The 25,736-nt window shown below is 66.1% G+C and carries 25 protein-coding genes; 12 read left to right on the top strand and 13 right to left on the bottom strand.

Annotated features, from left to right (window positions below; translation table 11 throughout):
• Positions 1–17 precede the first annotated feature (17 nt).
• Positions 18–977: a 2-hydroxyacid dehydrogenase gene (locus tag N6H05_RS06170; protein ID WP_284113102.1), complete on the bottom strand. Its 960-nt coding sequence runs from the start codon at positions 975–977 to the stop codon at positions 18–20.
• A 75-nt stretch (positions 978–1,052) separates the two neighbouring features.
• Here N6H05_RS06170 and metX point away from each other — a divergent pair, with 75 nt between their 5' ends.
• Positions 1,053–2,183 carry a homoserine O-acetyltransferase MetX gene (metX, locus tag N6H05_RS06165; RefSeq protein ID WP_284113101.1) on the top strand — a complete coding sequence of 377 codons (1,131 nt, stop codon included), beginning with the start codon at positions 1,053–1,055 and terminating at the stop codon, positions 2,181–2,183.
• A complete protein-coding gene (gene metW / locus N6H05_RS06160) occupies positions 2,180–2,773 on the top strand; it encodes a methionine biosynthesis protein MetW (RefSeq protein WP_284113100.1) in 594 nt (197 codons plus the stop codon). Before metX ends, metW begins: the two co-directional genes overlap by 4 nt.
• Before the next feature lie 7 nt (positions 2,774–2,780).
• On the opposite strand, the gene N6H05_RS06155 is transcribed toward metW, so the two are convergent.
• Positions 2,781–3,392, bottom strand: a complete 612-nt coding sequence (locus N6H05_RS06155; RefSeq protein WP_284113099.1) for a DJ-1/PfpI family protein — start codon at positions 3,390–3,392, stop codon at positions 2,781–2,783.
• Between the two features lie 165 nt (positions 3,393–3,557).
• Between N6H05_RS06155 and N6H05_RS06150 the strand changes: the two genes are divergently transcribed.
• Positions 3,558–5,168: a GMC family oxidoreductase gene (locus N6H05_RS06150; protein ID WP_284113098.1), complete on the top strand. Its 1,611-nt coding sequence runs from the start codon at positions 3,558–3,560 to the stop codon at positions 5,166–5,168.
• Between the two features lie 15 nt (positions 5,169–5,183).
• On the opposite strand, the gene N6H05_RS06145 is transcribed toward N6H05_RS06150, so the two are convergent.
• Positions 5,184–6,005 (bottom strand): SDR family oxidoreductase, encoded by an 822-nt coding sequence (locus tag N6H05_RS06145; protein WP_284113097.1) that lies wholly within the window; start codon positions 6,003–6,005, stop codon positions 5,184–5,186.
• Positions 6,006–6,065: 60 nt separating this feature from the next.
• Positions 6,066–6,992: a subclass B3 metallo-beta-lactamase gene (gene bla / locus N6H05_RS06140; RefSeq protein WP_284113096.1), complete on the bottom strand. Its 927-nt coding sequence runs from the start codon at positions 6,990–6,992 to the stop codon at positions 6,066–6,068.
• A gap of 107 nt (positions 6,993–7,099) precedes the next feature.
• Here bla and N6H05_RS06135 point away from each other — a divergent pair, with 107 nt between their 5' ends.
• The gene (locus N6H05_RS06135) at positions 7,100–7,972 is read left to right on the top strand and encodes a LysR family transcriptional regulator (protein WP_284114182.1); all 873 of its coding nucleotides are present in this window, start codon (positions 7,100–7,102) and stop codon (positions 7,970–7,972) included.
• A 100-nt stretch (positions 7,973–8,072) separates the two neighbouring features.
• On the opposite strand, the gene greB is transcribed toward N6H05_RS06135, so the two are convergent.
• Both greB and N6H05_RS06125 read right to left on the bottom strand, forming a co-directional pair.
• Complete coding sequence (gene greB / locus N6H05_RS06130) at positions 8,073–8,558, bottom strand: transcription elongation factor GreB (protein WP_097384626.1); 486 nt, start codon at positions 8,556–8,558, stop codon at positions 8,073–8,075.
• A 45-nt stretch (positions 8,559–8,603) separates the two neighbouring features.
• Positions 8,604–10,676 (bottom strand): lytic transglycosylase domain-containing protein, encoded by a 2,073-nt coding sequence (locus N6H05_RS06125; protein ID WP_284113095.1) that lies wholly within the window; start codon positions 10,674–10,676, stop codon positions 8,604–8,606.
• A gap of 99 nt (positions 10,677–10,775) precedes the next feature.
• On the opposite strand from N6H05_RS06125, the gene dapA reads away from it, so the two are divergent.
• From dapA to recA, 6 genes are all read left to right on the top strand, one after another.
• Positions 10,776–11,654, top strand: coding sequence for a 4-hydroxy-tetrahydrodipicolinate synthase (dapA, locus tag N6H05_RS06120; protein ID WP_010337316.1), 879 nt, complete (start codon positions 10,776–10,778; stop codon positions 11,652–11,654).
• Between the two features lie 44 nt (positions 11,655–11,698).
• A complete protein-coding gene (smpB, locus tag N6H05_RS06115; RefSeq protein WP_010337314.1) occupies positions 11,699–12,181 on the top strand; it encodes an SsrA-binding protein SmpB in 483 nt (160 codons plus the stop codon).
• Positions 12,182–12,184: 3 nt separating this feature from the next.
• Positions 12,185–12,778, top strand: a complete 594-nt coding sequence (locus tag N6H05_RS06110; RefSeq protein WP_188081449.1) for a DUF2062 domain-containing protein — start codon at positions 12,185–12,187, stop codon at positions 12,776–12,778.
• Positions 12,779–12,861: 83 nt separating this feature from the next.
• On the top strand, positions 12,862–15,246 hold the full coding sequence (locus tag N6H05_RS06105; RefSeq protein ID WP_284114181.1) for a hybrid sensor histidine kinase/response regulator: 2,385 nt from the start codon (positions 12,862–12,864) through the stop codon (positions 15,244–15,246).
• Positions 15,247–15,330: 84 nt separating this feature from the next.
• Complete coding sequence (locus tag N6H05_RS06100; RefSeq protein ID WP_136185633.1) at positions 15,331–15,687, top strand: response regulator; 357 nt, start codon at positions 15,331–15,333, stop codon at positions 15,685–15,687.
• Between the two features lie 112 nt (positions 15,688–15,799).
• A complete protein-coding gene (gene recA / locus N6H05_RS06095; RefSeq protein WP_004208679.1) occupies positions 15,800–16,870 on the top strand; it encodes a recombinase RecA in 1,071 nt (356 codons plus the stop codon).
• 175 nt (positions 16,871–17,045) lie between these two features.
• Here the strand turns inward: recA and N6H05_RS06090 are convergent, their stop codons facing one another.
• The 5 genes from N6H05_RS06090 to aspS form a co-directional block, all read right to left on the bottom strand.
• On the bottom strand, positions 17,046–17,231 hold the full coding sequence (locus tag N6H05_RS06090) for a hypothetical protein (RefSeq protein ID WP_004208680.1): 186 nt from the start codon (positions 17,229–17,231) through the stop codon (positions 17,046–17,048).
• 88 nt (positions 17,232–17,319) lie between these two features.
• Positions 17,320–18,648, bottom strand: coding sequence for a methyl-accepting chemotaxis protein (locus N6H05_RS06085; RefSeq protein WP_349666213.1), 1,329 nt, complete (start codon positions 18,646–18,648; stop codon positions 17,320–17,322).
• An 81-nt stretch (positions 18,649–18,729) separates the two neighbouring features.
• Positions 18,730–19,515 (bottom strand): polyphosphate kinase 2 family protein, encoded by a 786-nt coding sequence (locus tag N6H05_RS06080; protein WP_284113092.1) that lies wholly within the window; start codon positions 19,513–19,515, stop codon positions 18,730–18,732.
• Between the two features lie 65 nt (positions 19,516–19,580).
• On the bottom strand, positions 19,581–20,657 hold the full coding sequence (locus N6H05_RS06075) for a DUF5694 domain-containing protein (protein WP_284113091.1): 1,077 nt from the start codon (positions 20,655–20,657) through the stop codon (positions 19,581–19,583).
• Between the two features lie 118 nt (positions 20,658–20,775).
• The gene (gene aspS, locus N6H05_RS06070) at positions 20,776–22,560 is read right to left on the bottom strand and encodes an aspartate--tRNA ligase (protein ID WP_284113090.1); all 1,785 of its coding nucleotides are present in this window, start codon (positions 22,558–22,560) and stop codon (positions 20,776–20,778) included.
• Positions 22,561–22,688: 128 nt separating this feature from the next.
• On the opposite strand from aspS, the gene rnd reads away from it, so the two are divergent.
• Together rnd and N6H05_RS06060 are read left to right on the top strand one after the other, a co-directional pair.
• The gene (rnd, locus tag N6H05_RS06065; RefSeq protein WP_284113089.1) at positions 22,689–23,855 is read left to right on the top strand and encodes a ribonuclease D; all 1,167 of its coding nucleotides are present in this window, start codon (positions 22,689–22,691) and stop codon (positions 23,853–23,855) included.
• A gap of 23 nt (positions 23,856–23,878) precedes the next feature.
• A complete protein-coding gene (locus tag N6H05_RS06060) occupies positions 23,879–24,196 on the top strand; it encodes an I78 family peptidase inhibitor (protein ID WP_284113087.1) in 318 nt (105 codons plus the stop codon).
• A 16-nt stretch (positions 24,197–24,212) separates the two neighbouring features.
• Here the strand turns inward: N6H05_RS06060 and N6H05_RS06055 are convergent, their stop codons facing one another.
• A complete protein-coding gene (locus N6H05_RS06055) occupies positions 24,213–25,148 on the bottom strand; it encodes a PAS domain-containing protein (RefSeq protein WP_284113086.1) in 936 nt (311 codons plus the stop codon).
• Between the two features lie 172 nt (positions 25,149–25,320).
• Positions 25,321–25,734 carry a hypothetical protein gene (locus N6H05_RS06050; protein ID WP_284113085.1) on the bottom strand — a complete coding sequence of 138 codons (414 nt, stop codon included), beginning with the start codon at positions 25,732–25,734 and terminating at the stop codon, positions 25,321–25,323.
• Positions 25,735–25,736 lie beyond the last annotated feature (2 nt).

Genomic DNA, 25,736 nt, shown 5'->3' with positions numbered 1-25,736 from the left:
GGCGCTATGCCGTCATGCTACGCCACCGGCGTCAGCAGCGCCTCCCCGGCGAACCAGGCGTCCAGATTGGCGACGACCAGATCGGCCATCGCCTTGCGGGTGTGGACGGTGGCGCTGCCCTGATGGGGTTGCAGCACGACATGGTCCATCGCGAACAGCGCTTCGGGCACATGCGGCTCGTGCGCGAACACATCCAGCCCCGCACCGGCGATGCGCCGGTCGGCCAGCCGCTCGACCATCGCCGTCTCGTCGATCACGCCGCCCCGGCTGATATTGACGATCACGCCATCCGGCCCGAGCGCGTCCAGCATCGCGCCGTCGACCAGCCTGGCCGCTTCCGGCCCGCCCGACGTGGCGACGATGACGACCTCGCTCTGGCGCGCAAAGTCGATCGCGTCGGCGACATAGCGATAGGCCGTGTCGGCCGCCGGCTTGCGGTTATGATAGAGGATCTCGCCTGCCACCGGCTCCAGCCGCTTTGCGATCGCCCGGCCGATCCGGCCCAGCCCCAATATGCCGATGGTCGCGCCGGTCACCCGGCCGGACAGCGCCGGCTTCTCGCCCCGCGCCCAGCCGCCCGACCGCACCAGCCGGTCATTCGCCGCGATGTTGCGCACCGTCGCATAGAGAAGGCCGACGGCCAGGTCCGCGACATCGTCGGTCAGCACGTCGGGCGTGTTGGTGACGCGGATGCCTTTCGATCGCGCATGGTCGACATCGACCTTGTCATAGCCGACCGAGAATAGCCCGATCAGCTCCAGCTTCGGCAGCGCGTCCATGATGGCGGCGGGCGCCCCGACCGATCCGAAGCTGACCAGCGCACGCGCCTCCAGCACCTCAGCCGACAGCGCGGACATATCCGCGTCCGCCGCCACATTATGGACGGTGAAGCGCTGCTCCAGCAGGTCGGTCAGATAGGGATAGAGCGGACCATAGGCGACGATGGTCGGACGGGTCTGATCGGTCATGCCCTCCATCTAGGCACGGCGCAGGCCGATCGCCACCCCGCCCCGCCAATTGACAGCCTCTTTCCCTCGTCTTAGCCCGATGTCATGGCCAGCGTTTCCCCTGACACACGTTTCGGCCTGCGCCGCCAGGCCCGCCTTCCCGGCCCGCTGCCGCTGTCGAGCGGCGCCAGCCTGTCCCCGGTCGACATCGCCTATGAAAGCTATGGGCAGATGAATGCGGACAAATCCAACGTCATCCTGATCTGCCATGCGCTTACCGGCGACCAATATGTCGCGTCGGATCATCCCGTCACCGGCAAGCCGGGCTGGTGGTGGCGGATGGTGGGCGAAGGCAAGCCGGTCGACCCGGCGCGCCATTTCATCATCTGCTCCAACGTCATCGGCAGCTGCATGGGATCGTCCGGCCCCGCCAGCATCGACCCGGCCTTGGGCGATCCTTACGCGATGCGCTTCCCGGTGCTGACCATCGCCGACATGGTGCGGGCGCAGGCGATGCTGCTCGACCATCTGGGCGTCGATCGGCTGGCCGCGGTGATCGGCGGGTCGATGGGCGGGATGCAGGCGCTGACCTGGCCCACCCTGTTCCCCGACCGGGTCGAACGCTGCGTCGTCATCGCCTCGACCGCGCGGCACAGCGCCCAGAATATCGCCTTTCACGAGGTCGGGCGCCAGGCGATCATGGCCGATCCGCTCTGGCGCGGCGGCGACTATTATGCCGATGGCAAGGTGCCGAGCGCCGGCCTCGCCGTCGCCCGCATGGCGGCGCATATCACCTATCTTTCCGAGGCGGGCCTGACCGAGAAATTCGGCCGACGGCTACAGGGGCGTAATGCCAAGACCTTCGGCTTCGACGCGGACTTCCAGGTGGAGAGCTATCTGCGCCATCAGGGGCTGAGCTTCGTCGAGCGGTTCGACGCCAACTCCTATCTCTACATCACCCGCGCCATGGACTATTATGACATAGCCGAGGATCATGGCGGATCGCTGGCCAAAGCATTCACCGCGACGCGGGCGCGCTTCTGCCTGGTCAGCTTCGATACCGACTGGCTCTATCCCACCGCCGAATCCCGCGCGATCGTCCACGCGCTCAACGCCTCGGGCGCGCAGGCCAGCTTCGTCGAACTGTCCAGCCCCTTCGGCCATGACGCCTTCCTGCTCGAAAGTCCGGAATTGAACCGCGTGGTCGACGGCTTCCTGCGCGGTGGCCGGGCATGAGCGATCTCCTCCGCCCCGATCTCGCGCTGATCGCCCGCACCGTGCGGCCGGGCACGCGGGTGCTGGATGTCGGCTGCGGCGACGGCGCGCTGATGGCGGCGCTGCGCGACAAGAGTGAGGTCGATGCCCGCGGGCTGGAGATCGACGCCTCCAATGTCGCCGCCGCCGTCGGCCGTGGCCTGTCGGTGGTGCAGGGGGACGCAGACACCGACCTTGCCTATTATCCCGACGCCAGCTTCGACTATGCAATCCTCAGCCAGACGCTGCAGACGACCCGGCGCCCCGACCTGGTGGTGGAGGAATTGCTGCGCATCGGCCGCCAGGCCTTCGTCTCCTTCCCCAATTTCGCCCATTGGCGCGGGCGCCTGTCGCTGCTGTGGGGCGGTCGCATGCCGGTGACGCGGCTATTGCCCGACACCTGGTATGACACACTCAACATCCATCATGTGACGGTCGACGATTTCCGTGCGCTGGTGAAGGATCGCGGCTGGACTATCGATGGCCAGTGGTTCCTGAAAGGGGACAAGGAAACCACCCATGCGAACGCCAATCTGTTCGCCGAACATGCGGTGTTCCTGCTGCGCAAATAACCGCCCGTCAGGCCGCCACCGCTTCCACGAACGGCGCGATCACCGCCCGCGCCCGCGCGACATAGTCCGCCTTCTCGCCCACCGGCGCAACATAATGGAGCGCCGCTTCCGCATCCGCCATCGATCCGCCCCGCGCGATCATCCAGGCCGCCAGATAGGGCGCCGACAGGCAGCCGCCGGCCGTCGCGACATTGCCATGGGCGACGAACGGCGCATCGATCACCCGCACCCCCGCCTCCACCACCCAGGGCTTGGTGGTAAGGTCGGTGCAGGCCGGCAGGTCGCCGACCAGGCCCAGCTTCGCCAGCAGCAGCGTGCCCGAACATTGCGCCCCGATCAGTTGGCGCGCCGGGTCGAACGCGATCCGCCCCAGCATCGCGGCATCGGCCGCAATCTCGCGCGTGCGGATGCCGCTGCCGATCAGCACCGCGTCCGCTTGCGCCGCAAAATCCAGCGGCCGCTGCCGCTGCACCCTCACCCCGTTCATCGACGTCACCGTCTCGTCCGGCGCGGTGACATAGGCGGTCCAGCCCTGCGGCTTCATCCGGTTAAGGATGGCGGCGGCGATGAAACTGTCCAGTTCGTTGAACCCCTCGAACGTCAGTATCGCAATCTGCATGGCCCATCCTCCTGCGCCGTCACCTGCCTGCCATAGCCCCTTGCCCGCCCACGCCCATGGCCAGTTTGCAGGCCATGGCCCGGCCAGATATCGCCACCGCGCCCGCCCCGCCCCTTTACGCCGCCGCCCCCGCCGGGCCATGGTCCGCGCACAAGAGGAGAGGCGATGGACCGGGATTATGGCCGCTGGGATTATATCATCCTGGGCGCGGGCAGCGCGGGATGCGTGCTGGCCAACCGGCTGAGCGCCGATCCGCGCAACCGCGTGCTGCTGCTGGAGGCCGGCGGCAAGGACGACTGGCTGTGGATAAAGATCCCGGTCGGCTATCTTTATTGCATGGGCAATCCGCGCACCGACTGGTGCCTGAAGACCGAGGCGGAGGCCGGCCTGGGCGCCCGCGCCATCGCCTATCCGCGCGGCCGGGTAATCGGCGGCAGCAGCTCGATCAACGGCATGATCTACATGCGCGGCCAGGCCGCGGATTATGATGGCTGGCGCCAGGCCGGCAATATCGGCTGGGGCTGGGACGATGTCCTGCCCTATTTCGTGCGGGCGGAGGATCATCAGGACGGGGCCAGCGCCACCCATGGAGCGGGCGGCGAGATACGGGTCGAGCGACAAAGGCTGCGCTGGGATCTGCTCGACCGCTTCCGCCAGGCTGCCAGCCAATATGGCGTGCCGGAAACCGCCGACTTCAACGGCGGCGACAATCTGGGGTCGGGCTATTTCCAGGTGACGCAGCGGCGCGGCCGGCGCTGGAGCGCCGCCGACGCCTTCCTGCGCCCGGCGATGAACCGCCCCAATCTGCGCATCGTCACCGGCGCGACGATCGACCGGGTGACGATCGCGCAGGACCGCGCCACCGGCGTGCGCTTCCTGCTGGACGGCGACGTCTGCACCGCGCAGGCCGATGGCGAAGTCATCCTGTCGGCCGGGTCGATCGGCAGCCCCGCCATCCTCCAGCGATCGGGCATCGGCGACGGCGCCCGACTGGCCGCACTCGGCATCGACGTGCTGGCCGACCGGCCGGGCGTCGGCGAAAATCTGCAGGATCATCTCCAGATACGCTGCGCCTATCGGGTGAACGGCATCGCCACCCTCAACGGCCGCGCCGGATCATGGCTGGGCAAGGCGTGGATGGGCCTGCACTATCTGGCCAGCCGCTCCGGGCCGCTGTCGATGGCGCCCAGCCAGCTCGGCATGTTCGTCAAATCCGATCCGCGCCATGCCACCGCCAATCTCGAATATCATGTCCAGCCCTTGAGCCTGGCCGCGTTCGGCGGCGCGCTCGATGCTTTTCCCGCCTTCACCGCCAGCGTCTGCAACCTGCGCCCGCACAGCCGGGGCGATGTGTGGATCCATTCCGCCGATCCGCTTGCCCCGCCCGCCATCCGCCCCAATTATCTCTCCGCCGCCGAGGACCGCCAGGTCGCGATCGAGGCGGTGCGCGTCACCCGCGCGATCGTCGGCCAGCCGGCCCTCGCCCCCTATGCGCCGCAGGAGTTCCGGCCCGGCCCGGAGCGGCAGGATGACGCCGCCCTGCTCGAAGGGATCGGCGCGATCGCCAGCAGCATCTTCCATCCGGTCGGCACCGCCGCCATGGGCAGCGGTCCGCGCGCGGTGGTCGACCCGCAATTGCGCGTCCATGGCCTTGCCGGGCTGCGCGTCATCGACGCCTCGGTGATGCCGACGATCACGTCCGGCAACACCAATGCGCCGACCATGATGATCGCGGAAAAGGGAGCGGAGATGATCCTCGCCGCCGCCCGTTTCTGAGCTTTCGCGCCTGATTCAGCGCCCCGTCGCCGACGCCCCCGTGCGATAGCCCGGCTGGGCCGGTTCGCCGAACGCCGCCAGGATCGTGTCGAACCGGCGGGCCAGGTCGTCGCGATATTCGGGATGGGTGATGATATAGGGCTGGTCCTGCTCGACCGCGCGCACCACCGCCCGGCCCAGCCAGATCGGCTCCATCATGTTGGCGCGAATCTGCACCAGCCGCGCCGGGTCCATCGCGCCCGGCCCGACCGTGTCGGATTGCGACATGCGGCTGCGGGTCAGGCCGGGAAACAAAGTGGAGACGCCGACGCCATGGGGGGCGAGTTCCTGCCGCAGCGAATCCGACAGGCCCAGCACGCCGAACTTGCTCGCCGAATAGGCGGCGAACAGGCCGAAGGGGTTGAGCCCGTTCATCGACGATGTGTTGACGATATGCCCCGCGCCCCGATCGACCATCGCCCGCGCGAAACAGGCGATGCCATTATAGACGCCGGTCAGGTTGACCGCGACCAGCCGGTCGAAATCGGCCGGGTCCATGTCGATCAGCGGCACAAAGCCCGACGCGATCCCGGCATTGTTGCAAAGGATATCCACAGGTCCGAAGCGCGCCTCCGCCGCTGCCTTGGCCTGCGCCCAGCTGTCGCGGCTGGTGACGTCGATCGGCAGCGCCATCGCGTCCGTCCCCGCCGGCAGCTTCGCCGCCTCGGCCTCGGCAAAACCCACGTCGATATCGGCCAGGATGATACGCCCGCCCTGCTCGGCAAAGGCCTGCGCCATCCCTGCGCCAATGCCGCCGCCGCCCCCGGTGATGAATATCGTCCTGCCCGCGATCTGCATCCTGCCCTCCTTTATATTTACAACAATAGTGTTGCAAATTAAGGCTGGCAGGGAAAGGGGCTATTGGCCCCGGCTGTAACTGCGCGTCTCGCCCTCGGCCGCCAGCTTCTTGTCCAGCATCCCGGCGGCGCGGTCGGCATAGCGGCGGCAGGCGGTCGGATCGATGAAGGCATTGGGCACGCGCTTCGCCCGCAGGCGCGCCAGCTTCGCCGGATCGGCCGGATCGGGATGAGCCGTGATCAACAGGTCGCAGTCCATTGCGCCGACCTTGGCAAAGGTCGCGCGAAAGGCATCGACCACCGGCCGGTGCGCCGGATCGGAAAACGCATAGCCATCGGCCGCGATCGGATTGAGGCTGGAGCCGAAGACCATGGTCGCGCATTGCCGCCCCTCGCAGCTTTTCCAGCGCCAGCTCATGCTGCCCATCGTATGGCCCGGCGTCGCGACGGCGGTGATGACCGTGTCGCCCAGCCGGAGTTCCTCCCCATCCTTGACCGCGCGCAGCGGTCGGACGGCGGGGAAACGCTCCAGCCAGGCCGCCTGCGGATCGGCCGGATCGATGCCGCCGGTGCGCAGCACCGCCGCCGCCGGCGCGCTCGCCACCACCGTCGCGCCGCTGTCGCGGGCCAGCGCGGCCAGCCCGCCGGCATGGTCGAAATGCGGTTCGGTGCTCAGGATCAGCTTCACGTCGCGGATCGAAAAGCCCAACGCCCTGATGTTCGCCTCCACGTCGCGCACCGCCTGCGGCACCGCGCCGTCGATCAGGATCAGCCCGGCACTCGTCCTGATAAGCGCGACATTGAGGCCGCCGAACCCGACCAGATAGGTCTGGCCATGCAGCCGGATCGGTGCCTGCGGCGCCAGCCAGCGCTTGGACGAGGCAAGCGCGATCGGCCGCAGCAGCGGATCGTCCACCGCCTTCGTCCAGGCCGGCCCGCCCAGAAACATCGCAGCCATGCTGATACCTACGCCCATCCAGTTGCGCATCGCCCTACCCCTATATGCTTGGTGATGGGCAGAGATTGCGGGAGATACGGGCTTGCGACAAAGCATCAATTCTCGACACAGCCATTAGCTGATCTTATGTCATGACCATGGATCGCGCCCAATTGCCGCTCAATGCCCTGCGCGCCTTCGAGGCGGCGGCCCGGCATCTCAGCTTCACCCGCGCCGGCCTCGAACTCTGCGTCAGCCAGGGCGCTGTCAGCCAGCAGGTCGCGCAGCTTGAAGCACGGATCGGCGCGCCGCTGTTCCGCCGCCTGCCGCGCGGCCTCGCTCTGACCGACGAGGGGCTGGCGCTGCTCCCGGTGCTGGCCGATGCGTTCGATCGGGTCGGCGGCACGCTGGAGCGGATCGAGGGCGGCCGGCTGCATGAAGTGCTGACGCTGGGCGTGGTCGGCACCTTTGCCGGCGGCTGGCTGCTGCCGCGCGTTGCCGATTTCGCCCGCGCCTGCCCCCATGTCGACCTGCGGCTGATGACCAACAATAACCGGGTCGACCTGGCCGGCGAGGGACTGGACCTGGCGATCCGCTTTGGCGAGGGCGCCTGGCACGGCACCCATGCCCAGCCGATCCTGCGCGCGCCGCTCGCGCCGCTCTGCACGCCTGCCGTCGCCGCCCGCCTGGTCGATCCCGCCGCGCTCGCGCGCGAGCCGCTGCTGCGTTCCTATCGTGCCGACGAATGGCCGCGCTGGTTCGCCGCCGCCGGCGCACCCTGCCCGCCGCTGCGCGGGCCGATGTTCGATACTTCGCTGCTGATGGTGGAGGCGGCGCGCGCCGGCCTTGGCGTCGCCCTCGCCCCGGTCGCGATGTTCGCCGCCGATCTGCAGGCCGGGCGGCTGGTCCAGCCTTTTCCTGAGAGCGTCGACGTCGGCGGCTATTGGCTCACCCGCCTGCTGTCCCGTCCCGACAGCCCCGCCATGGCCGCTTTCCGCGCCTGGCTGGCGGATGCTGTCCTACAGGGCTGATCGCCCCTATAATGGGGATGGCCCACGCAAGGATATTACGAGGGTTGGAAATTCCATGTCAAAATGTGCGGGAAATATGGGAAGTTAAGCGATCGAAATCCTATTGCGGATAGCTGATCGCCATCACCTCATATTCCTTTTCCCCGGCGGGCAGATGTACCCGGCGCAGGTCGCCGATCGCCGCCCCGCGCAGGGCACGGGCGATCGGTGATCCCCAGCCGATCCGGCCGGCGCCGGCATCCGCCTCGTCATTGCCGACGATCGTCACGGTGCGATGATGATCATCCTCGTCGGCGATGGTGACGGTCGCGCCGAAATAGACCCGCCCCTTGTCGGGCTGCTGGCGCGGGTCGACGACCTTGGCGTCCTTCATCTTCTTCGACAGCCGCTTCAATTGCCCGTCGATCTCGCGCATCCGCTTGCGGCCATAAAGATAGTCGCCATTTTCGCTGCGGTCGCCATTGCCCGCCGCCCAGCTCACCACCTCGACGATGCGCGGCCGCTCGACGCCGAGCAGATGGTCATATTCGGCGCGCAGCTTCGCAAAGCCCTCGGGGCTGATATAATTGGGATAGGGACCGCTCATGCCGCCCCTTATCCACAGCCTTGGCCGACGCGCAAACCGGAAAGATCAGCCCGGCGTCTGCTTGCCCAGATAGCGGCTCAGCACCGCATTGCTGCCCTTGAACTTGGCGCGTTCCGGATTCATCGCTTCATAGACGACGGCATTTTCCAGCACCCGCTGGACATAGTTGCGCGTCTCGAAGATCGGGATCTGCTCGATCCAGCGCAGCATGTCGGCACCCGGCAGGCGCGGGTCGCCATTGGCCTTGACCCAGCGATTCACATTGCCCGGCCCGGCATTATAGGCGGCCACGGCCAGCGGATAGCTGCCGCCATAATAATCCAGCATGCGCTGGAAATAGCCCGACCCCAGCATGATGTTGTAGCTGGGATCATTGAGCGAGCCGGCGTCATAGCTCAGGCCCAGCTTGCCCGCCTGCTCGCGCGCCGTGCCCGGCATCAGCTGCATCAGGCCGCGCGCGCCGGCATGGCTGACGATCTGCTTGTCGAACTGGCTTTCCTGCCGCGCGATCGCATGGACCATGGTCCAGTTATATTGCGCCGTGGGCGGCACCGGCACGCGCGGGAAGGCGCTGGCGCCATAGCCGGTCAGGCCATTGGACACTGCCCGGCGACCGACCATCACGCCCATGTCGGGGCGACCCAAATTCTCCGCCAGTTCGGCGGCCAGGAAATGATCGCCATCGCTGTCGGCACCATTGGCAATGGCGCGGACGAACTTGCTCTGGTCTTCCCAATAGCCCATCTGGCCCAGCGCCCTGGCGGCGCGCACCACCGACCGGTTGTTGAACTCGCTGCGTTCGGCAGCCGAGATCGACACCGCCCGTTCGGGCGGCGGCGGCACAGGCCGGCCCAGCCGCTCCAGCGCCAGCTGGCCATAATATTGGTCGGGGAATTGCGCCGACTGGTTGAAATAGCTGTTGGCGCTGGCGGCATCGCCCGCCTGCAGCGCCGCGCGCCCGGCCCAATAATAGCCCTTGGCCTGGACCTGGGGCGACTTGCCGCCGGTGGCGTAGCGGCGGAACATCGCCACCGCATCGGTCGGCCGGTTGAGATTGTAGAAGGCGGTCGTGCCCGCCAGCCAGGCAAGGCTGGTATAATCGTCACGCTCGCCGATCGGCCGGGTCGATACGTCCGTGCCCGGCGCATAGGCGTCGTCCAGCTGGCTGGCGATGCCATAGGCAAAGCTCCACTGGCTGTCGTTCGCCGACGACCGCGCCTGGGTCAGCAACGTCTCATACCATTTTTCGGCATTGCCGGGGCGGAAGGTCAGCGGCTGGCGATTGGCCAGATATTGCCGCCCGGCGATCCAGTTGCCGCTGTTGAGCAGCCAGGTCGCCTTGTCGGCGATGAAGCCCGCATCGCTCGCCCCGCCGGCCGGCTCGGCCGTCTGCATCTTGATCGCGGCGTCCGGCGACTTCTGGCGAAAGGCGATGCGCGCATCATAGATCGCCCGGCGCGCCGGGCTGACATAGGCCAGCATCCGCATCGCGCCGATCGTGTCATTGCTCCACAGCAGCACGTCGGCCCGCTGGTCATGGTCGGCCACGGTAAAGCCCGATCCGAACAGCGACAGCAGCCGCGCCTCGTCGGTCGGGCTCAGCGTGCCGGTGATCCAGGCGGTGCGCGCAGCGACCCGCGCCTCGTCCATCCGCCCGGCCTGCATCAGCGCCACGGCGTTGCGGGCATGGCCGGTCGCGGTGCGCGCCGGGAAGCGGGCGAAGAAGGCGATCACCTGGCGCGGATCAAAACTGTCGGGATTGATCCCGGTCTCGGCCAGCCGCCGCATCCGGTCCTCGCCCGGCCAGCCGGGATTGGCCATGATGAAGCTGGCATAGGTGGAAAAGCCCAGCCCATCGCTCTGCTGCAAGGCGCGCCACTGGCTGATCGTGCCGGCGATCGAGGGATCGGACGGCATGCCGACGCGGCTCGCCGCCTGGTTCCAGGCGCTGGGCTGAGTCGAGCCCGGCTGGCCCGGCAGGGGCTGCACCATCGCCTGGGCATAGACGGTGGGGGTTTCGGTCTGGGCGCCGGCACCGGCGGTCGCGAGCAATAAAGCAATGACAGGCATGCGGATCAGGTAACTTTCGACAGTTCCGGGCTTCGGCATGCTGGACATAATCGCTATTGCATCCTTATCAGGCCCTGAATGACGCGCTATAGCGCGCCGCTTGCCCGATCATGCCCCGGTCGCCCGGAGAATTGAAGGAGTTTAATGATGTTTTCCGGGTCGATTCCAGCCCTGGTGACCACTTTCCGCGACGGAGCGGTGGATGAGGCCGCCTTCCGCGCCCTGGTCGACTGGCAGATCGAGGAAGGGTCGAGCGCGCTGGTCCCCTGCGGCACCACCGGCGAAAGCGCGACCATGACGGTCGAGGAGCATAATCGCGTCATCGCCATCTGCGTCGACCAGGCGGCCGGCCGTGTGCCGGTGATCGCCGGCTGCGGATCGAACGACACCCGCATCGCGCTGGAACATATGTATGCGGCCCAGGCCGCCGGCGCCGACGCGGCGCTGGTCGTCGCGCCCTATTACAACAAGCCGAATCAGGAAGGCGTCTACCAGCATTTCGCCTATCTGGCGCAGCGCTGCGACCTGCCGATCGTCCTCTACAACGTCCCCACCCGCACCATCACCGACATCGGCGTGCCGGTGATGCACCGGCTGAGCCAGGAATATCAGTCGATCGTCGGGGTGAAGGACGCCACCGGGAATCTGGGGCGGGTCACCGCGCAGCGCCTCGCCTGCGGCCCGGACTTCTGCCAGCTTTCGGGGAATGACGAAACCGCACTCGGCTTCAACGCGATGGGCGGCCGGGGCTGTATTTCGGTCACCGCCAATGTCGCCCCGCGCCTGGTCGCCGATTTCCAGGCGGCCTGCGCCGCGCAGGATTGGGATGGTGCCCTGGCGCTGCAGGATCGTCTCTATCCCCTGCATGATGCCCTGTTCAGCGATTCTTCACCCGGCCCTGTCAAATATGCCCTTACCCGCGTGCGGCCCGACATGCCCGGCGAGCTTCGGCTGCCGATTACCTGGCCGTCGGAATCGAGCCGCGCCGCGGTCGATCGCGCGCTGGAGATCGCCGGTCTGGTTTGACGCGCCGGCGTCCCTATATGATGAATTGAGTTAAGCAGCAGAATATGGCCCGCCCCCGCCCCGCAACCTTCGACAAGAAGAAGATCGTCGCCGAGAACCGGCGCGCCCGTTTCGATTATTTCATCGAGGACGTGTTCGAGGCCGGCATCGCGCTGCAGGGCACGGAGGTGAAGGCCCTGCGCGGCGGCGAGGGCAATATTGCCGAAAGCTATGCCGAGGTGAAGGGCAACCAGGTCTTCCTGGTGAACAGCAACATCCCCGAATATAGCCACGGCAACCGCGAAAATCACGAACCCAAGCGGGTGCGCAAGCTGCTGCTGCACGAGCGTGAGATCGAGAAGATGCACAGCGCGGTGTCGCGCAAGGGCATGACGCTGGTGCCGCTGATGGTCTATTTCAACAGCCAGGGCCGGGCCAAGGTCGAGCTGGCGCTGGCCAAGGGCAAGCAGAATCACGACAAGCGCGACACGATCAAGGAGCGCGACTGGAAGCGCGATCAGCAGCGCATCATGAAGGCGCATAGCTGATCCATGGACAATCGCTTCTCCCGCTGGTGGCACGCCAACGCGCCGACCCGTGAATCGCTGGAGAAGAGCCGCGTCCTTGCCCCCGTCGCCCATCGCGTGCTGGAACCTTCGCTGTGGCGCTTCACCCGCCGGTCGGTGCCGCGCGGCGTCGCGCTCGGCCTGTTCGTCGGTATCTTCCTGCTGATTCCCGGCGTCCAGATCGCCGGCGCAGCGATCTTCGCCCTGCCCTTCCGCGCCAATATCCCGGTGGCGGCGGCGATGACCTTCCTGTCCAACCCGGCCACCACGCCGCTGATCCTGATGGCGTCGGTGTGGCTCGGCAACTGGATGCTCGGCCGCAGCGCCGACGCCTCCGGCTTCATGGCGCTGGTCGATGGCCATGCCTCGATCGGCCAATGGTGCGCCTGGCTCTTTTCCGAAGCCGCCCCGGCCATGCTGCTCGGCCTGTTCCTCATCTCGCTCGCCAGCGCGGTGCTCGGCTATGTCGGCGCCGACTGGTTCTGGCGCCGCCGCATGGGCCGCAAGTGGCAGGCGCGCAAATTGAGGATTGGCAAGCGCACCGAAAGCAGCGCATTGGAAGAGATTGCGCCGGTCTGACGAATGGCGTCATGGTTCCATTCTAAGGGCTTAAGGGGACGCCGGGCATGGCCGCGCGAATGAAGAGGGATGATGAGGCGTGGATGGGGCAGGCCCCGTCGCGCAGCTTCGTGCCCCTGCTCGCGCTTGCCGCAGCCGCCTCCGCCGCAATCGTCCTCTATGCCATTGGCGACTGGGCGCTGGCCGCCGGCTTTGCCGCCACCGTCGTCACCATCGCTGCCCTGCTGGCCTGGTATCGTCGTCTCTATCCGCCGGTCTTGTCCGATCGCGATGCGGTGCCCGACTGGACCGTGGCACGCGCCGCCGCCGACGCCTCCAGCATGGCGATCGCCGTCACCGACCGCGCCGGCCGGCTGGTCTGCGCCAGCGACCTGTTCGGCGAATGGTTCCCCGGCTACCCCTCGCCCCCGGCCGTCAATGCCGATGCCTCGCTGATCGAGAGCCTGACCGCCGCCGCCCGCGCCGCCTGGCGCGATGGCGAGGCCAAGGTGGAGGCCATCGCCCATGCAACCCTGCGCCTCGACGTCGACATTGCCCGCACCGGCCGATCGGAAGATTATCTGCTCTGGCGCTTCACCCCGATGCGCCAGCCCAGCGCGCTCGATGATGTCCATCGCGTCCTGACCGGTGAGGCCGGGCGGCAACTGGGCGAAGCCGGCATCATGGCGGTGATGATCGGCGGCGAAGGCCGTATTCGCGCCGCCAATGGCGCCTTCCTGCTGCGCGCCGCCGGCCGCATTGACGCCAACATCACCGGCCGCGACTTCGCCGCCCATATGCGGGTGGACGACAAGGGCCGGCTATTCCTGGCGCGCGAAGAGAGCGGCGGCCTGCCGCTGCGCCTGTTGCAGGTGCCACTACGCCGTGCGTCGCAGCCGGGCGGCGTCCAGAACGGCGCGCAGGATGGGCCGATGCTGCTGCTGCTGATCGACGAGCCGGCCGGCGGCGGCGGCACCTCGGCCCTGTCCTATATCGAAACCCTGCTCTCGCTGCTGCCCTTCGGCCTTGCCATGGCCGACCGTGACGGCCGGGTGCTGTTCGTCAACAAGGCGTTCGCCCGTGCCGCCGGTATCAAGGAAGCCGAAACGCCCAGCTATCCCGGCGATCTGGTGGTGCGCGAGGATCAGGCGGCGGTGGCCGATGCGGTACGCCGCTTTGCCGTCGGCCCGCAAATGTCGGGCGACATCGCCGTGCGCATGCGCGAACAGCCCGAAGAACCGATCGCGCTCAGCCTGGCCGGCGTCCGCGGCCTGGGCGAAGCCGCCGTGCTGCTCAGCCTCAAGGACAATAGCGAGGAATCCAAGCTCAAGCGCCAGGTCGCGCAGGCGACCAAGATGCAGGCCATTGGCCAGCTCGCCGGCGGCGTCGCCCATGATTTCAACAATATCCTGACCGCCATCATCGGCCATTGCGACCTGATGCTGATGCGCCATACGCCGGGCGACAGCGACTATGACGACATCACCCAGATCAAGTCGAACAGCAATCGCGCCGCCGGCCTCACCCGCCAGCTCCTCGCCTTCTCGCGTCAGCAGACGCTGCGCCCGCAGATCTTGCAGCTGCCCGACATCGTCGCCGACGTCTCCAATCTGCTGAAACGCCTGCTCGGCGAGAATGTGAAGCTCGACGTCAGCCATGGCCGCAACCTCGGCGCGGTGCGCGCGGACCCCGGCCAGCTGGAGCAGGTGATCGTCAATCTGGCGGTCAACGCCCGCGACGCCATGCCCGAAGGCGGCACGCTCAATATCCAGACCTATGGCGTACCCGCCAACCGCGTGCGCGAGATGCGGCAGCAGATCCTGCCGATCAGCGACTATACCGCGCTGCGCGTGTCCGACACGGGCCTTGGCATCCCGCCCGACATCTTGTCCAAGATCTTCGAACCCTTCTTCACCACCAAGGAACTGGGCAAGGGCACCGGCCTTGGCCTCTCCACCGTCTACGGCATCGTCAAGCAGTCGGGCGGCTATATCTTCGCCGAATCCGAACTGGGCCGGGGCGCCAGCTTCGTCATCTATCTGCCGGTCTATGCCGGCGGCGACATCGAGCAGGCCAAGCCCAAGACGCCGATCAAGCGCAGCGAAACCTGGGGCACCGGCACGGTGCTGCTGGTCGAGGATGAGGATATGGTCCGCGCCGTGGCCGAACGCGCCCTCACCCGCCAGGGCTACAAGGTGCTGACCGCCAGCGATGGCGAACAGGGGCTGGAGGTGCTGGGCGGCGGCGAGAAGATCGACCTGCTGATCTCCGACGTGGTGATGCCCAATATGGATGGCCCGGCGATGGTGGCGCAGGCGCGACGCAGCTTTCCTGACCTCCCCGTGCTGTTCATGTCCGGCTATGCCGAGGAGCAACTGCGCAAGTCGATCGACATCGCCAATGTCGCCTTCCTGCCCAAGCCCTTTTCCGTCAACCAGTTGGCCGAAGCGGCGCGCGACGCGCTGGCGATGCGACCGGCGGCGGAATGAACTTGCCCGCCGGCAAACGATTATGCTGGGCATCGCCTGCCCCTTTGGCTAGCGATGGGAAGCAAGAACAAGGGACAAGGGCGCATGGCTGACGGCAAGTCCATCCTCATCGTCGAGGATGAAGCGATGATCGGCATGATGCTGGAGGATTATCTCGACGCGCTCGGCTATCGCCTCCACGCGACCGCCGCGTCGGTGGACGAGGCGTGCGCCCTGGCGCGCGAGGGCGGGTTCGACGCCGCCCTGCTCGACTGCAATCTCCAGGGTGAAAAAAGCTGGCCAGTCGCCGACATATTGGCGCAGCAGTCGATCCCCTTCCTGTTCGCCACCGGCGGCATGGCGGATGATCTGCCGCAGGGTCATGCCGATCGGCCGACGCTCGCCAAGCCCTTCACCATCGGCGCCGTCGAACGCGCGCTGGAGAAGATTTTCGCCGACTGAATAGGCAGGATAGGAAATTTCCGTTCCCCTCTTGTTCCACAGGAACAAACAGGATACATCATTGGCAGGCGCCGAGTGACTCGACGCGATCCGCTTGACAGGGGATAGGCCGATGACCGCTATGCTCTCACTCATCGATTCCAAGAAGACAGGCACAATGGACAGACAGAAAGCATTGGAGGCGGCGCTCGCCCAGATTGATCGCGCCTTCGGCAAGGGCAGCGCGATGAAGCTCGGCAGCCGCGAGAAGATCGAGATTGAATCGATCTCGACCGGCTCGCTCGGCCTCGACATCGCGCTCGGCATCGGCGGCCTGCCCAAGGGCCGCATCATCGAGATTTACGGCCCGGAAAGCTCGGGCAAGACCACGCTGACGCTGCATGCGATCGCCGAAGCCCAGAAGGCCGGCGGCACCGCCGCGTTCGTCGACGCAGAACATGCGCTCGACCCCATCTATGCCAAGAAACTGGGCGTCGACATTGACGAATTGATCGTGTCGCAGCCCGACACCGGCGAACAGGCGCTGGAAATCGTCGACACGCTGGTCCGCTCCAACGCCATCGACATCCTCGTCGTCGACTCGGTCGCCGCGCTGGTGCCGCGCGCCGAGATCGAGGGCGAGATGGGCGACAGCCATGTCGGCCTGCAGGCGCGCCTCATGAGCCAGGCGCTGCGCAAGCTGACCGGCTCGATCGCCCGCTCCAAGTGCATGGTGATCTTCATCAACCAGGTGCGCATGAAGATCGGCGTGATGTACGGCAATCCGGAAACCACGACCGGCGGCAACGCGCTCAAATTCTACGCCTCGGTCCGTCTCGACATCCGTCGCACCGGCCAGATCAAGGATCGCGACGATATCGTCGGCAACGCGACCCGCGTGAAGGTGGTGAAGAACAAGGTCGCCCCGCCCTTCAAGCAGGTCGAATTCGACATCATGTATGGCGAGGGCATTTCCAAGATCGGCGAGATGCTCGACATCGGCGTCAAGGCCGGGCTGGTCGAGAAGTCGGGCTCCTGGTTCTCCTATGACTCGGTCCGCATCGGCCAGGGTCGCGAAAACGCCAAGACCTTCCTCAAGGAAAATCCCGAAATGGCAGACCGCCTGGAAAAGGCGATTCGCGGCAAGACCGAGGAAGTCGCCGAAGGGATGATGGCCGGACCCGAAGCGGGGGATGACGACTAAGCAGGACGACCGCGCCCGACCGGATCAACCGGGCGCCTGAACCTGCCTTTCGTCCACCTCTGGCTTCACGCTCTGAAAAGGCCCGTTGCGCGATGGCGCGGCGGGCCTTTTACCTGCCGGGCGCAAGAGAGTGCTGTCGCCATCAGGTCGCAGGAAGGGAAGAGGGCAAAGACCGCTATTCGTGCGGCCGCAGGGCGCGGTTGAGCGAATCCAGCACTTCGGCGATCGGTTCGGTCACGGTGACGCTGCGGCCTTCGCCAAAGCGGATGCGGGTGCCGTCGGTCACGGATGAGACGAAGGTCACCTGGGTAGGGTTGACCGCGGTTTCGGTGCGATCGACGCCGACGAACATGACGAGCATGATCTTCTCTCCCATTTTCGGCCCGTGCCGGACCCATTGGGTGCAAGACTAGCTGCTTTTTGCGCCGTTACCAGAGGCTTTGTGCGGTTCAGCCTGCCTGGATCGCCTGCAGGAACCGGCTCGCCCGATCGTCCAGCCGGTGCGCGACCGTCGCCAGTTGCCCCGCCGCAACGCCGATGTCATGGGCACCCGCCGCCGCCGCGCTTGCATTGTCGCTGATCTGGCGCGCGCTCTGGCGGATATGGTCGCTCGACGATCCGGCTTCCGACAGGCTCGCGGCGATCGACCGGCTGAAGGCGCCATGGCGCGCCACCGCCGAAAAGACCGATGCCGACACCTCGTTCGCGGTCGCCATCGCCGCGTCCATGTGCAGATGCCCCTGCGCCACCGTCTCCACCGCCAGCCGGACATGGCCGATGCGCTGGCCGATCTCGGCCGCCGCCTCGCGCGTCTGGCTCGCCAGCGTCTTCACCTCGCGCGCCACCACGGCAAAGCCCTGCCCGGCCTCACCGGCCCGTGCCGCCTCGATGCTGGCATTGAGCGCCAGCATGCTGGTCGCCCGCGCAATATCGTCGATCAGGGTGATGACCGCGCCGATCCCGTCCGCCTCGACCCGCAGGGCCGCCGTCTGCTCGGCGCCGACCTGCGTCTGCGCCACCGCCGCGCGGATCGCCTCGCCCGCCGCGCGCACCTGGCTTTCCATCGCCTGGAACAGCCCACCCAGTTCCTGCCCGCCGCTGGCGATGCCGTGCAGGCTGTCGGCCGTCTGTTCCGCCGCGACCGCCATGCCGGCCGCCGCCTCGCCATTACCCGACGCCCGCTCCACCGCCTGTTCAGCGCGTGCCGACAGCATGTCGGCCATGCCGACCAGATCGGCGATCAGCGCCTCGACATCCGCGCGAAATGCGCCGCTTTCGCGCGTCACATGTTCCAGCCGCCGGGTGCGGGCCAGCGCATCGCGCGTATCCCGCTCCGCCGCCAGCCGCAGCAGCAGCGGACCACCGACCACGCCGGCATAATGGCCGCCCTGCGTCACGATCAGCCCCTCGCAATCGCTCCCCTGCGCCGCATAAAGGTCGATCAGCCGTTCGATGCTGGCGCTCTGCTCCACCGTCGCACACGGCCGCACATGCTCGTCCAGCCGCCCGCCAAAACTGGGATTGCGCAACAGCGCATGACCGAAGGGGTTGAACAGGATGCGTCGCATGTCGCGCTCATAAATGGCCCCCACCGGCCGATCGGCAGCATCCACCACCGGCAGCAGCCGCAGCGCCGCATCGTCCTGGAAACGGTCGACCGCCTGGCTGAGCGGCTGGCCCAGCCGGACCGCGGCGCAGCCTTGCGCAAAGGGCAAGGCGGTGCCGGCGGCAACATGCGGCTCCGGGTCGGGCCGATCAAGCATCTGGGGCGCGTACATGGCGCCCGACCTAGAAGAAAAGGGTAAATGACCGCTTAGTATTTGATGACGCTTTTGTTACAGATCGTTGTTTTTGCGGAATTATTTGGCGGGCTTATAGCCAAATGCCTCCCGCGCCAGCTTGACCACCTCGGGATCGGCCGCCGGGAAATCCATCGGCACCAGTTTCTCCAGCCGCTCCGCGACATAGGTCAGCGCCGCGATTCGTCCGGCCTTGCGGTTATTATTGTCGATCACCTTCCAGGGCGCCTGCTTGGTGTCGGTCTTCTCGAACATGTCGTGCATCGCATCCCAATATTCGATCCGCCTGGCCCGGTTGCGATAATCGTCCGCCCCGGTCTTCCACCGCTTCCACGGCGTATCCAGCCGCTGCGCCAGTTGCTCGTCCTGCGTCTCCTGGGTGATGTGGACGAACAGCTTGATGATGTTGGTGCCGGTCTCGATCTGCTGCGCCTCGAACGCGTTGATATCCTTGTAGCCGCGCTTCCATTCCGCCTTGGGCGCATATTTCTCCACCCGCTCCACCAGCACCCGGCCGTACCAGCTGCGGTCGAACAGGCCGATATTCTGGCTGGCGGGCAGCCGAGTCCAGAAGCGCCAGAGGAAATGATGGTCCAGTTCCTCGCGCGTCGGCGCGGCGATCGGGTGGACCTGATAATAACGCGGGTCCCAGTCTGCGGTCATCCGCTTGATGATGCCGCCCTTGCCCGCGCCGTCCCAGCCTTCCAGCATGATGACGGTCCGGCGGCGATGCAGGATATGGGCGACCTGGATCTTCGACAGGCGATGCTGCAGCGCCAGCAGCGCCGCATCATAATCGCCTTTATACTTCGCCCCGGTCTCATAGTCCGACAGATTGATCGTCATGCGCCGCTCTCCTGCAAGGGGACGGCCGATTAGATCGAACCCTGCCGCCAAGAGCAAGCGCAGCCTCAGCGCAGCAAGGGGTCGGTATCGACCAGCCGCACATCGTGCATCATGTCGAGATAGGCCTGGAGATAGAATTTGTGCGAGGCGCCGACGATCACCAGCATGCGCTGTCCCGGCGCGGCGGCGAACACATCGCGGATATTGGCCGCCATGCGCAGGTTGCGCACCTCCCAATAGCCGGCATAGCCGCGCCCGAACCGCTGGGGCGAAGGCTCCTTGAGCGCCGCGCCGAAATCGCTGTCATAGATGGTCTGCGCCTGATCCGGCGCATTATAGGCGCGATAGAGCGCCAGCACGCCCGCCCCCGTCCGGATGCCGGGTTGCAGCGCGGCGTCGGCCGCCTTGCGGCGCACCGTCGCTTCATTGTCCCATGCCTTCATGATCGCCGCGCCCGCTGCCTTTTCCTCCTCGGCATTGCGATAGGGCCGGTCGGCGCTGTGGTCGTCCATCGGCTCCAGCCGCTCCAGCCCCAGCCGGGCAGCGAGCGGCGCGGCAATCAGGAACTCCTCGTTGCGCCGCTGGCGCAGCGTTTCCAGCCGCGCCACCAGCACGGCATCAAGCCCATCCCCGACATGCCGGTCCGCGCCGTCCAGCCGCAGCCATTGCACCAACGCCGATCCCTGATCCGCCGCCGCCAGGAACAAGGCCGCCATATGGCGCCGGTCCGATGCCGTCGGTCGCTCCGGCCAGGCGGCCAGACGCCGCTCGACCTCGGCCGTGGCGGCCGGCACATCCAGCCCGGTCGCCTGGCGTGCCGGCGTCGCGTCCCAGCAATAGGTTTCCACCGTCTCCGCATAGCGGAAAGGCGCGCGGCGCAACGCATCGCACTGCAGACCAGACAGGGACTCGACCGCGATCGCCTGCGGCTTCCACGCCGCCAGCCGGTCGATCAGCGGCCCCAGCGCCTGCGCATCGAAATCCTTTGGCCAGCCCGACAGATGGGGCGTGCCCAGCACCATCACCTCATTGGGCGGCCCCGCAACCGCCTTCAAAGCGCGCGGATCGAAACCGGGACCAGCCGCCTGCACCGACACCGCCGCAAGCCCCGCCGCCGCCATTGCCATGATCGTCTGCATCATCCGCCCTGCTCCCTTGCCGCCATGTGTGTTATCATAACAATACAGCAAGGCAAGATGGCAAAGAAAAAGGCCCCCACCGGATGGCGGGAGCCCTGTTCCTTCCAGCCTATGGAAAGGCTTATGCCTTCGCCTGCGGCTCCACGACACGGACATGCAGTTCGCGCAGCTGCTTGAACTCGGCGGCGCTGGGCGCCCCCATCAACAGGTCTTCGGCGCGCTGGTTCATCGGGAACAGCGTGATCTCGCGCAGATTCTGCGCGCCGCACAGCAGCATCACGATGCGGTCGACGCCGGCGGCCATGCCACCATGGGGCGGCGCGCCGTACTGGAACGCGCGATAGAGGCCACCGAACCGCTCTTCCACATCCGCCTGGCTGAGGCCCACCAGCTCGAACGCCTTCACCATCGCTTCGGGCGACTGGTTACGGATCGAACCCGACGCGATCTCAAAGCCGTTGCAGACCATGTCATACTGATAGGCCTTGAGGCTCAGCGGGTCCTGGTTGTTGAGCGCGTCCAGCCCGCCCTGCGGCATCGAGAAGGGATTGTGAGCGAAGTCGATCTTCTTCTCGTCTTCGTCATATTCATAGAAGGGGAAGTCTACGATCCAGCACAGGTCGAACCGATCCTTGTCGATCAGGTCGAGCGTCTCGCCGACGCGAATGCGCGCCAGACCCGCCAGCTTCGCCGCCTGCGATTCCTTGCCAGCGGCGAAGAACACGCCGTCATTCGGACCAAGCCCCAACGCCTCGATCAGCTTGGCGGTCGCTTCCTCGCCATGATTCTTGGCGATCGGGCCACCGGGCACGCCATCCTTGATGTTGATATAGCCAAGGCCCGAATAGCCTTCGCCGCGCGCCCAATTGTTCATGTCGTCGAAGAATTTGCGGCTGCCCGCGCCTGCACCCGGCGCCGGAATGGCGCGGATGACATTGCCGCTCTCGACCAGGCTGGCGAAGATGCCGAAGCCCGAGCCGTGGAAATGTTCGGTCACGTCCTGGATGATGATCGGGTTGCGCAGGTCCGGCTTGTCGCTGCCATATTTCAGCATGGCTTCGGCGTGCGGAATGCGCGGGAAGCTGCCGGCCGGGGTGACCGGCTTGCCCTGCGCAAATTCCTCGAACACCGACGCAATGACCGGCTCCATCGTGTTCCAGACATCTTCCTGGGTGACGAAGCTCATTTCCAGGTCAAGCTGGTAGAACTCGCCCGGCAGGCGGTCGGCGCGCGGATCTTCATCGCGGAAGCAGGGCGCGATCTGGAAATAGCGGTCGAAGCCGGCGACCATCAGCAACTGCTTATATTGCTGCGGCGCCTGCGGCAGGGCGTAGAATTTGCCGGCATGGATGCGGCTGGGCACCAGGAAGTCGCGCGCGCCTTCGGGCGATGACGCGGTCAGGATCGGCGTCGAATATTCGGTGAAGCCAACATCTTCCATGCGGCGGCGCATGTCGCGGATGATCTTGGTGCGCGTCACGATATTGGCGTGCAACGTCTCGCGGCGCAGGTCCAGGAAGCGATAGCGCAGGCGAATATCCTCGGGATATTCCTGCTCGCCCGCCACTGGCAGCGGCAGTTCGGCGGCGGTCGACTGAACGGTCACGCTATCGGCCACGACCTCGATCGTGCCGGTCGCCATCTTCGGGTTGGTCGCTTCCGGGCCGCGCGCGACGACGGTGCCGTCGATCGTCACAACCGATTCCGCGCGCAGGCCGTCCAGGATGCGCAGCGGCTCGCTGTCCGCCTTGGCGACGATCTGGGTCAGGCCATAATGGTCGCGCAGGTCGATGAAGAGAACGCCGCCATGATCGCGCTTGCGATGTACCCAGCCGGACAGGCGAACGGTCGCGCCGACATCGGCTTCACGAAGGGCGCCGCAGGTGTGGGTGCGATAGGCGTGCATGGCGTTTCGATCTTTCAGATTCGTTTTACGGAAATGACAAATTGTTGCGGCCCGGCTATGGGCTTGCCTTGTCGACTATCGACCAGCCCGCAGGACGCGGGCCAGCCCATAATAAGATCGAAGACCATATGCAAATTCATCCGCTGATTACCGACAGCAAGACGCTCTCCGATTTCTGCGCCCGCATGGCCAAATCGCCCTATGTCGCGATCGATACCGAGTTCATGCGCGAGAATAGCTACTGGCCCGAACTGTGCCTGGTCCAGGTCGCCGATGCGCATGAAGCCGCCGCGATCGACCCTAAGGCGCCGGGCATCGACCTTAAGCCACTGCTCGACCTGATGGTCGATAATGAGGATGTCCTGAAGGTCTTCCATGCCGGCGGCCAGGATATCGAGATCGTCCATAATCTGACCGGCAAGACGCCGCATCCGATGTTCGACACTCAGATCGCCGCCATGGCGCTGGGTCTTGGCGAACAGATCGGCTATGGCAATCTCGTCGACGCCTGGCTCGGCGTGCAGCTCGACAAGGGCGCGCGTTTCACCGACTGGGCACGCCGGCCGCTCGACAAGCGCCAGATCGACTATGCGATCGGCGACGTCACCTATCTGATCGAAATCTTCCCCAAGATGCTGGAGGAGTTGCGCAAGACCGGACGCGGCGACTGGCTCGACCAGGAAATGGAACGGATCAGCGATCCCAGCCATTATGAAAATGATCCGTCGGACGCGTGGAAGCGTGTGCGCATCGCCAGCCGCAAGGCCGATGTGCTGGGTCGCCTGAAGGCACTGGCCGCATGGCGCGAAAAGGAAGCGCAGGACAAGAATCTGCCGCGCGGCCGCATCGTCAAGGATGAGACGCTGGCCGATATCGCCAGCCATCCGCCGCGGGTGCAGGAGGATCTGGGCAAGGTGCGCGGCCTGTCCGCCACCTGGAAGACGAACGACATCGGCAACCGGCTGATGGCAGCGATCGCCAGCCACAAGCCGCTGGGCAAGGACGAGATGCCCGAACGCGATCCCAAGCGGCCGGGGCTGGGCAAGGATGGCGCGCTGGTCGCCGACCTGCTGAAACTGCTACTCAAGATCCGCTCGCGCGACATCAATGTCGCGCCGCGTCTGCTCGCCCGCACCGACGATATCGAGGCGCTGGCTGCCGGCGTGCGCGACGACCTCGCGATATTGGAAGGCTGGCGCTACGATCAGTTCGGCCGGGACGCCGTGGACCTGGTCGAAGGCCGGATGGCCTTCGCGGTCAAGAATGGCCGCCTCAAGATGACTCGTACCGAGTGAATGGCCGAATAAGGAGACGGACGATGCGGATGCCGATGCCCATGCCGATGATGGCGATGATATTCCTGCCCCTGGCCGCCTGTGCCGGGACCGGTAGCGAAGGCCCCGGCTCCGCACCGCCTGCTGCTATGGTGGAGGGGCCGTGCAGGAATGACGGGCTGGACCGCTTCATTGGACAGAAGGCCACGGCCAATCTGGGAGCGGAACTGCTCAAGACATCGGGCGCCAAAACGCTGCGCTGGGGTGCGCCCAACATGGCGATGACCATGGACTTCCGCCCCGATCGTCTGACCGTGGGCTATGACGATCAGATGCTCGTCACCAGCGCCCGCTGCGGTTGAGGCAAAACGCCGCGCGCTATTCGGCGGCGCGCGGCAATTCCCTTATGGCGCTGGCATCGAGCGCCGTCACCAGAACGACAGCCCCCTCGGTGCCATAGGCGCCCTGCAACGCGACGATCGAAGCCTTCACGGCAACGGTATCGCCGCGATTGCGCAACAGCGTCGTGTGGACACATTGCGCGCCCTGGCCCTGCATCGCCCGCTCCAGCGCCTGACGAAAGGCGGCACGCGCATGCGTTATAACCAGATCGGTTAACTGTATACCCATCACCCGCTCTCGCGGCAGGCTCAGCATGTCGGTGAAAGGGACGTCGATGCTGTCGATCGTGCCCCGCACGGACAGGCGGACATAGCCGACATCGCCATGCACGGTCATCGCTTCGATGATCGCGGCCTTGGCATCCGCCAATCGATGGCGACGCACATCTTCCGTAATATCGCGGAACATGATGACGGTAGACCTCCCGAGAGGAAAACTCTGCAGCCGCAGCCAGGCGCCGTCGGCAAAGGGGGATGGAACATCGGCGGCGCTTGGTTCACCGCCGCTGACGGTACGGCGCACATGAACTTCCATCAGGCTGCCGTTCATCGACGACAGGACGGCATCCAGCATGAAGCCGACCAACTGCCCCGCCGGCTTTCGGCAGATAGCGCTGGCGACCCGATTGACGAAGTTGACGCGCATGTCCTGGTCGCAGATGATGACTGCCTGATCGACCCAGTCGGCCAGCGCGAACAGTTTCTCCTCGGCACTCTCCTGATGGGCGTTGCCCGATTGCGCCTTGAGCGCCCGGAACTCGTTGACGCCCAGCAGCACATGAGTCGCCCGGCCATGATGGGTGATGTAGAGCGGCGCGCGTGTCGCCATATCGCGACATTCGGAAAAGCCGCGGACCAGATCCGCCGCAGTGACCACCGGACTCTCGGCCGGATATCCACCCTCTCCCTCCATTCCATCACTCCCTACTGGGTTCAGATGGCGCGTAACGCGCTGGGTCATGTCCCTTGATGCCATAATTATCGGCCCTCCATCAATCGGACAAAAACAGAAACAGCATGTCTTTCACGGGACGATGCGGCCGCAAGAAGGAATGACGGGCATTTCCGCATCCCGTTTCCTTTGCTCAGGCCGGGAACGCATGTTTCCGGTCCATCTGCGTGCCCATGGCCATCACGACCAGCACCGGCACCGCCCATATCGTCGACATGGCGTAGAAGAATTTGGTCAGATAGGCCGGCGACACGATCACCGCGACCTGTACCGCCGCCACATTCAGCTGGAAGGCAGCAACGATGATCGGCCAGCGCCGGCTGCTCAGCATCGAAATGATGATCTTGAACAGCAGCGAGGCGCATTCGATCGCCAGGATCGTGCGGATCAGCACCGCCTCCGGCCGGATGGTCAGGACCGCCGTCTGGGCCAGGATGAACCCCACCCAGACGCCAGCGATGCTCCAGCGCCCGGTTGCACCGCCATAGCGCACCACGAAGATCGAGGTCGCGATCAGCGCCACGGTATAGGCGAAGAAGATCTGCACGA

The sequence above is a fragment of the Sphingobium sp. WTD-1 genome, assembly GCF_030128825.1.
Classification (GTDB): domain Bacteria; phylum Pseudomonadota; class Alphaproteobacteria; order Sphingomonadales; family Sphingomonadaceae; genus Sphingobium.
Note: the sequence above shows the minus strand (reverse complement) of the source record. Positions and strands in the feature narration are given on the sequence as shown.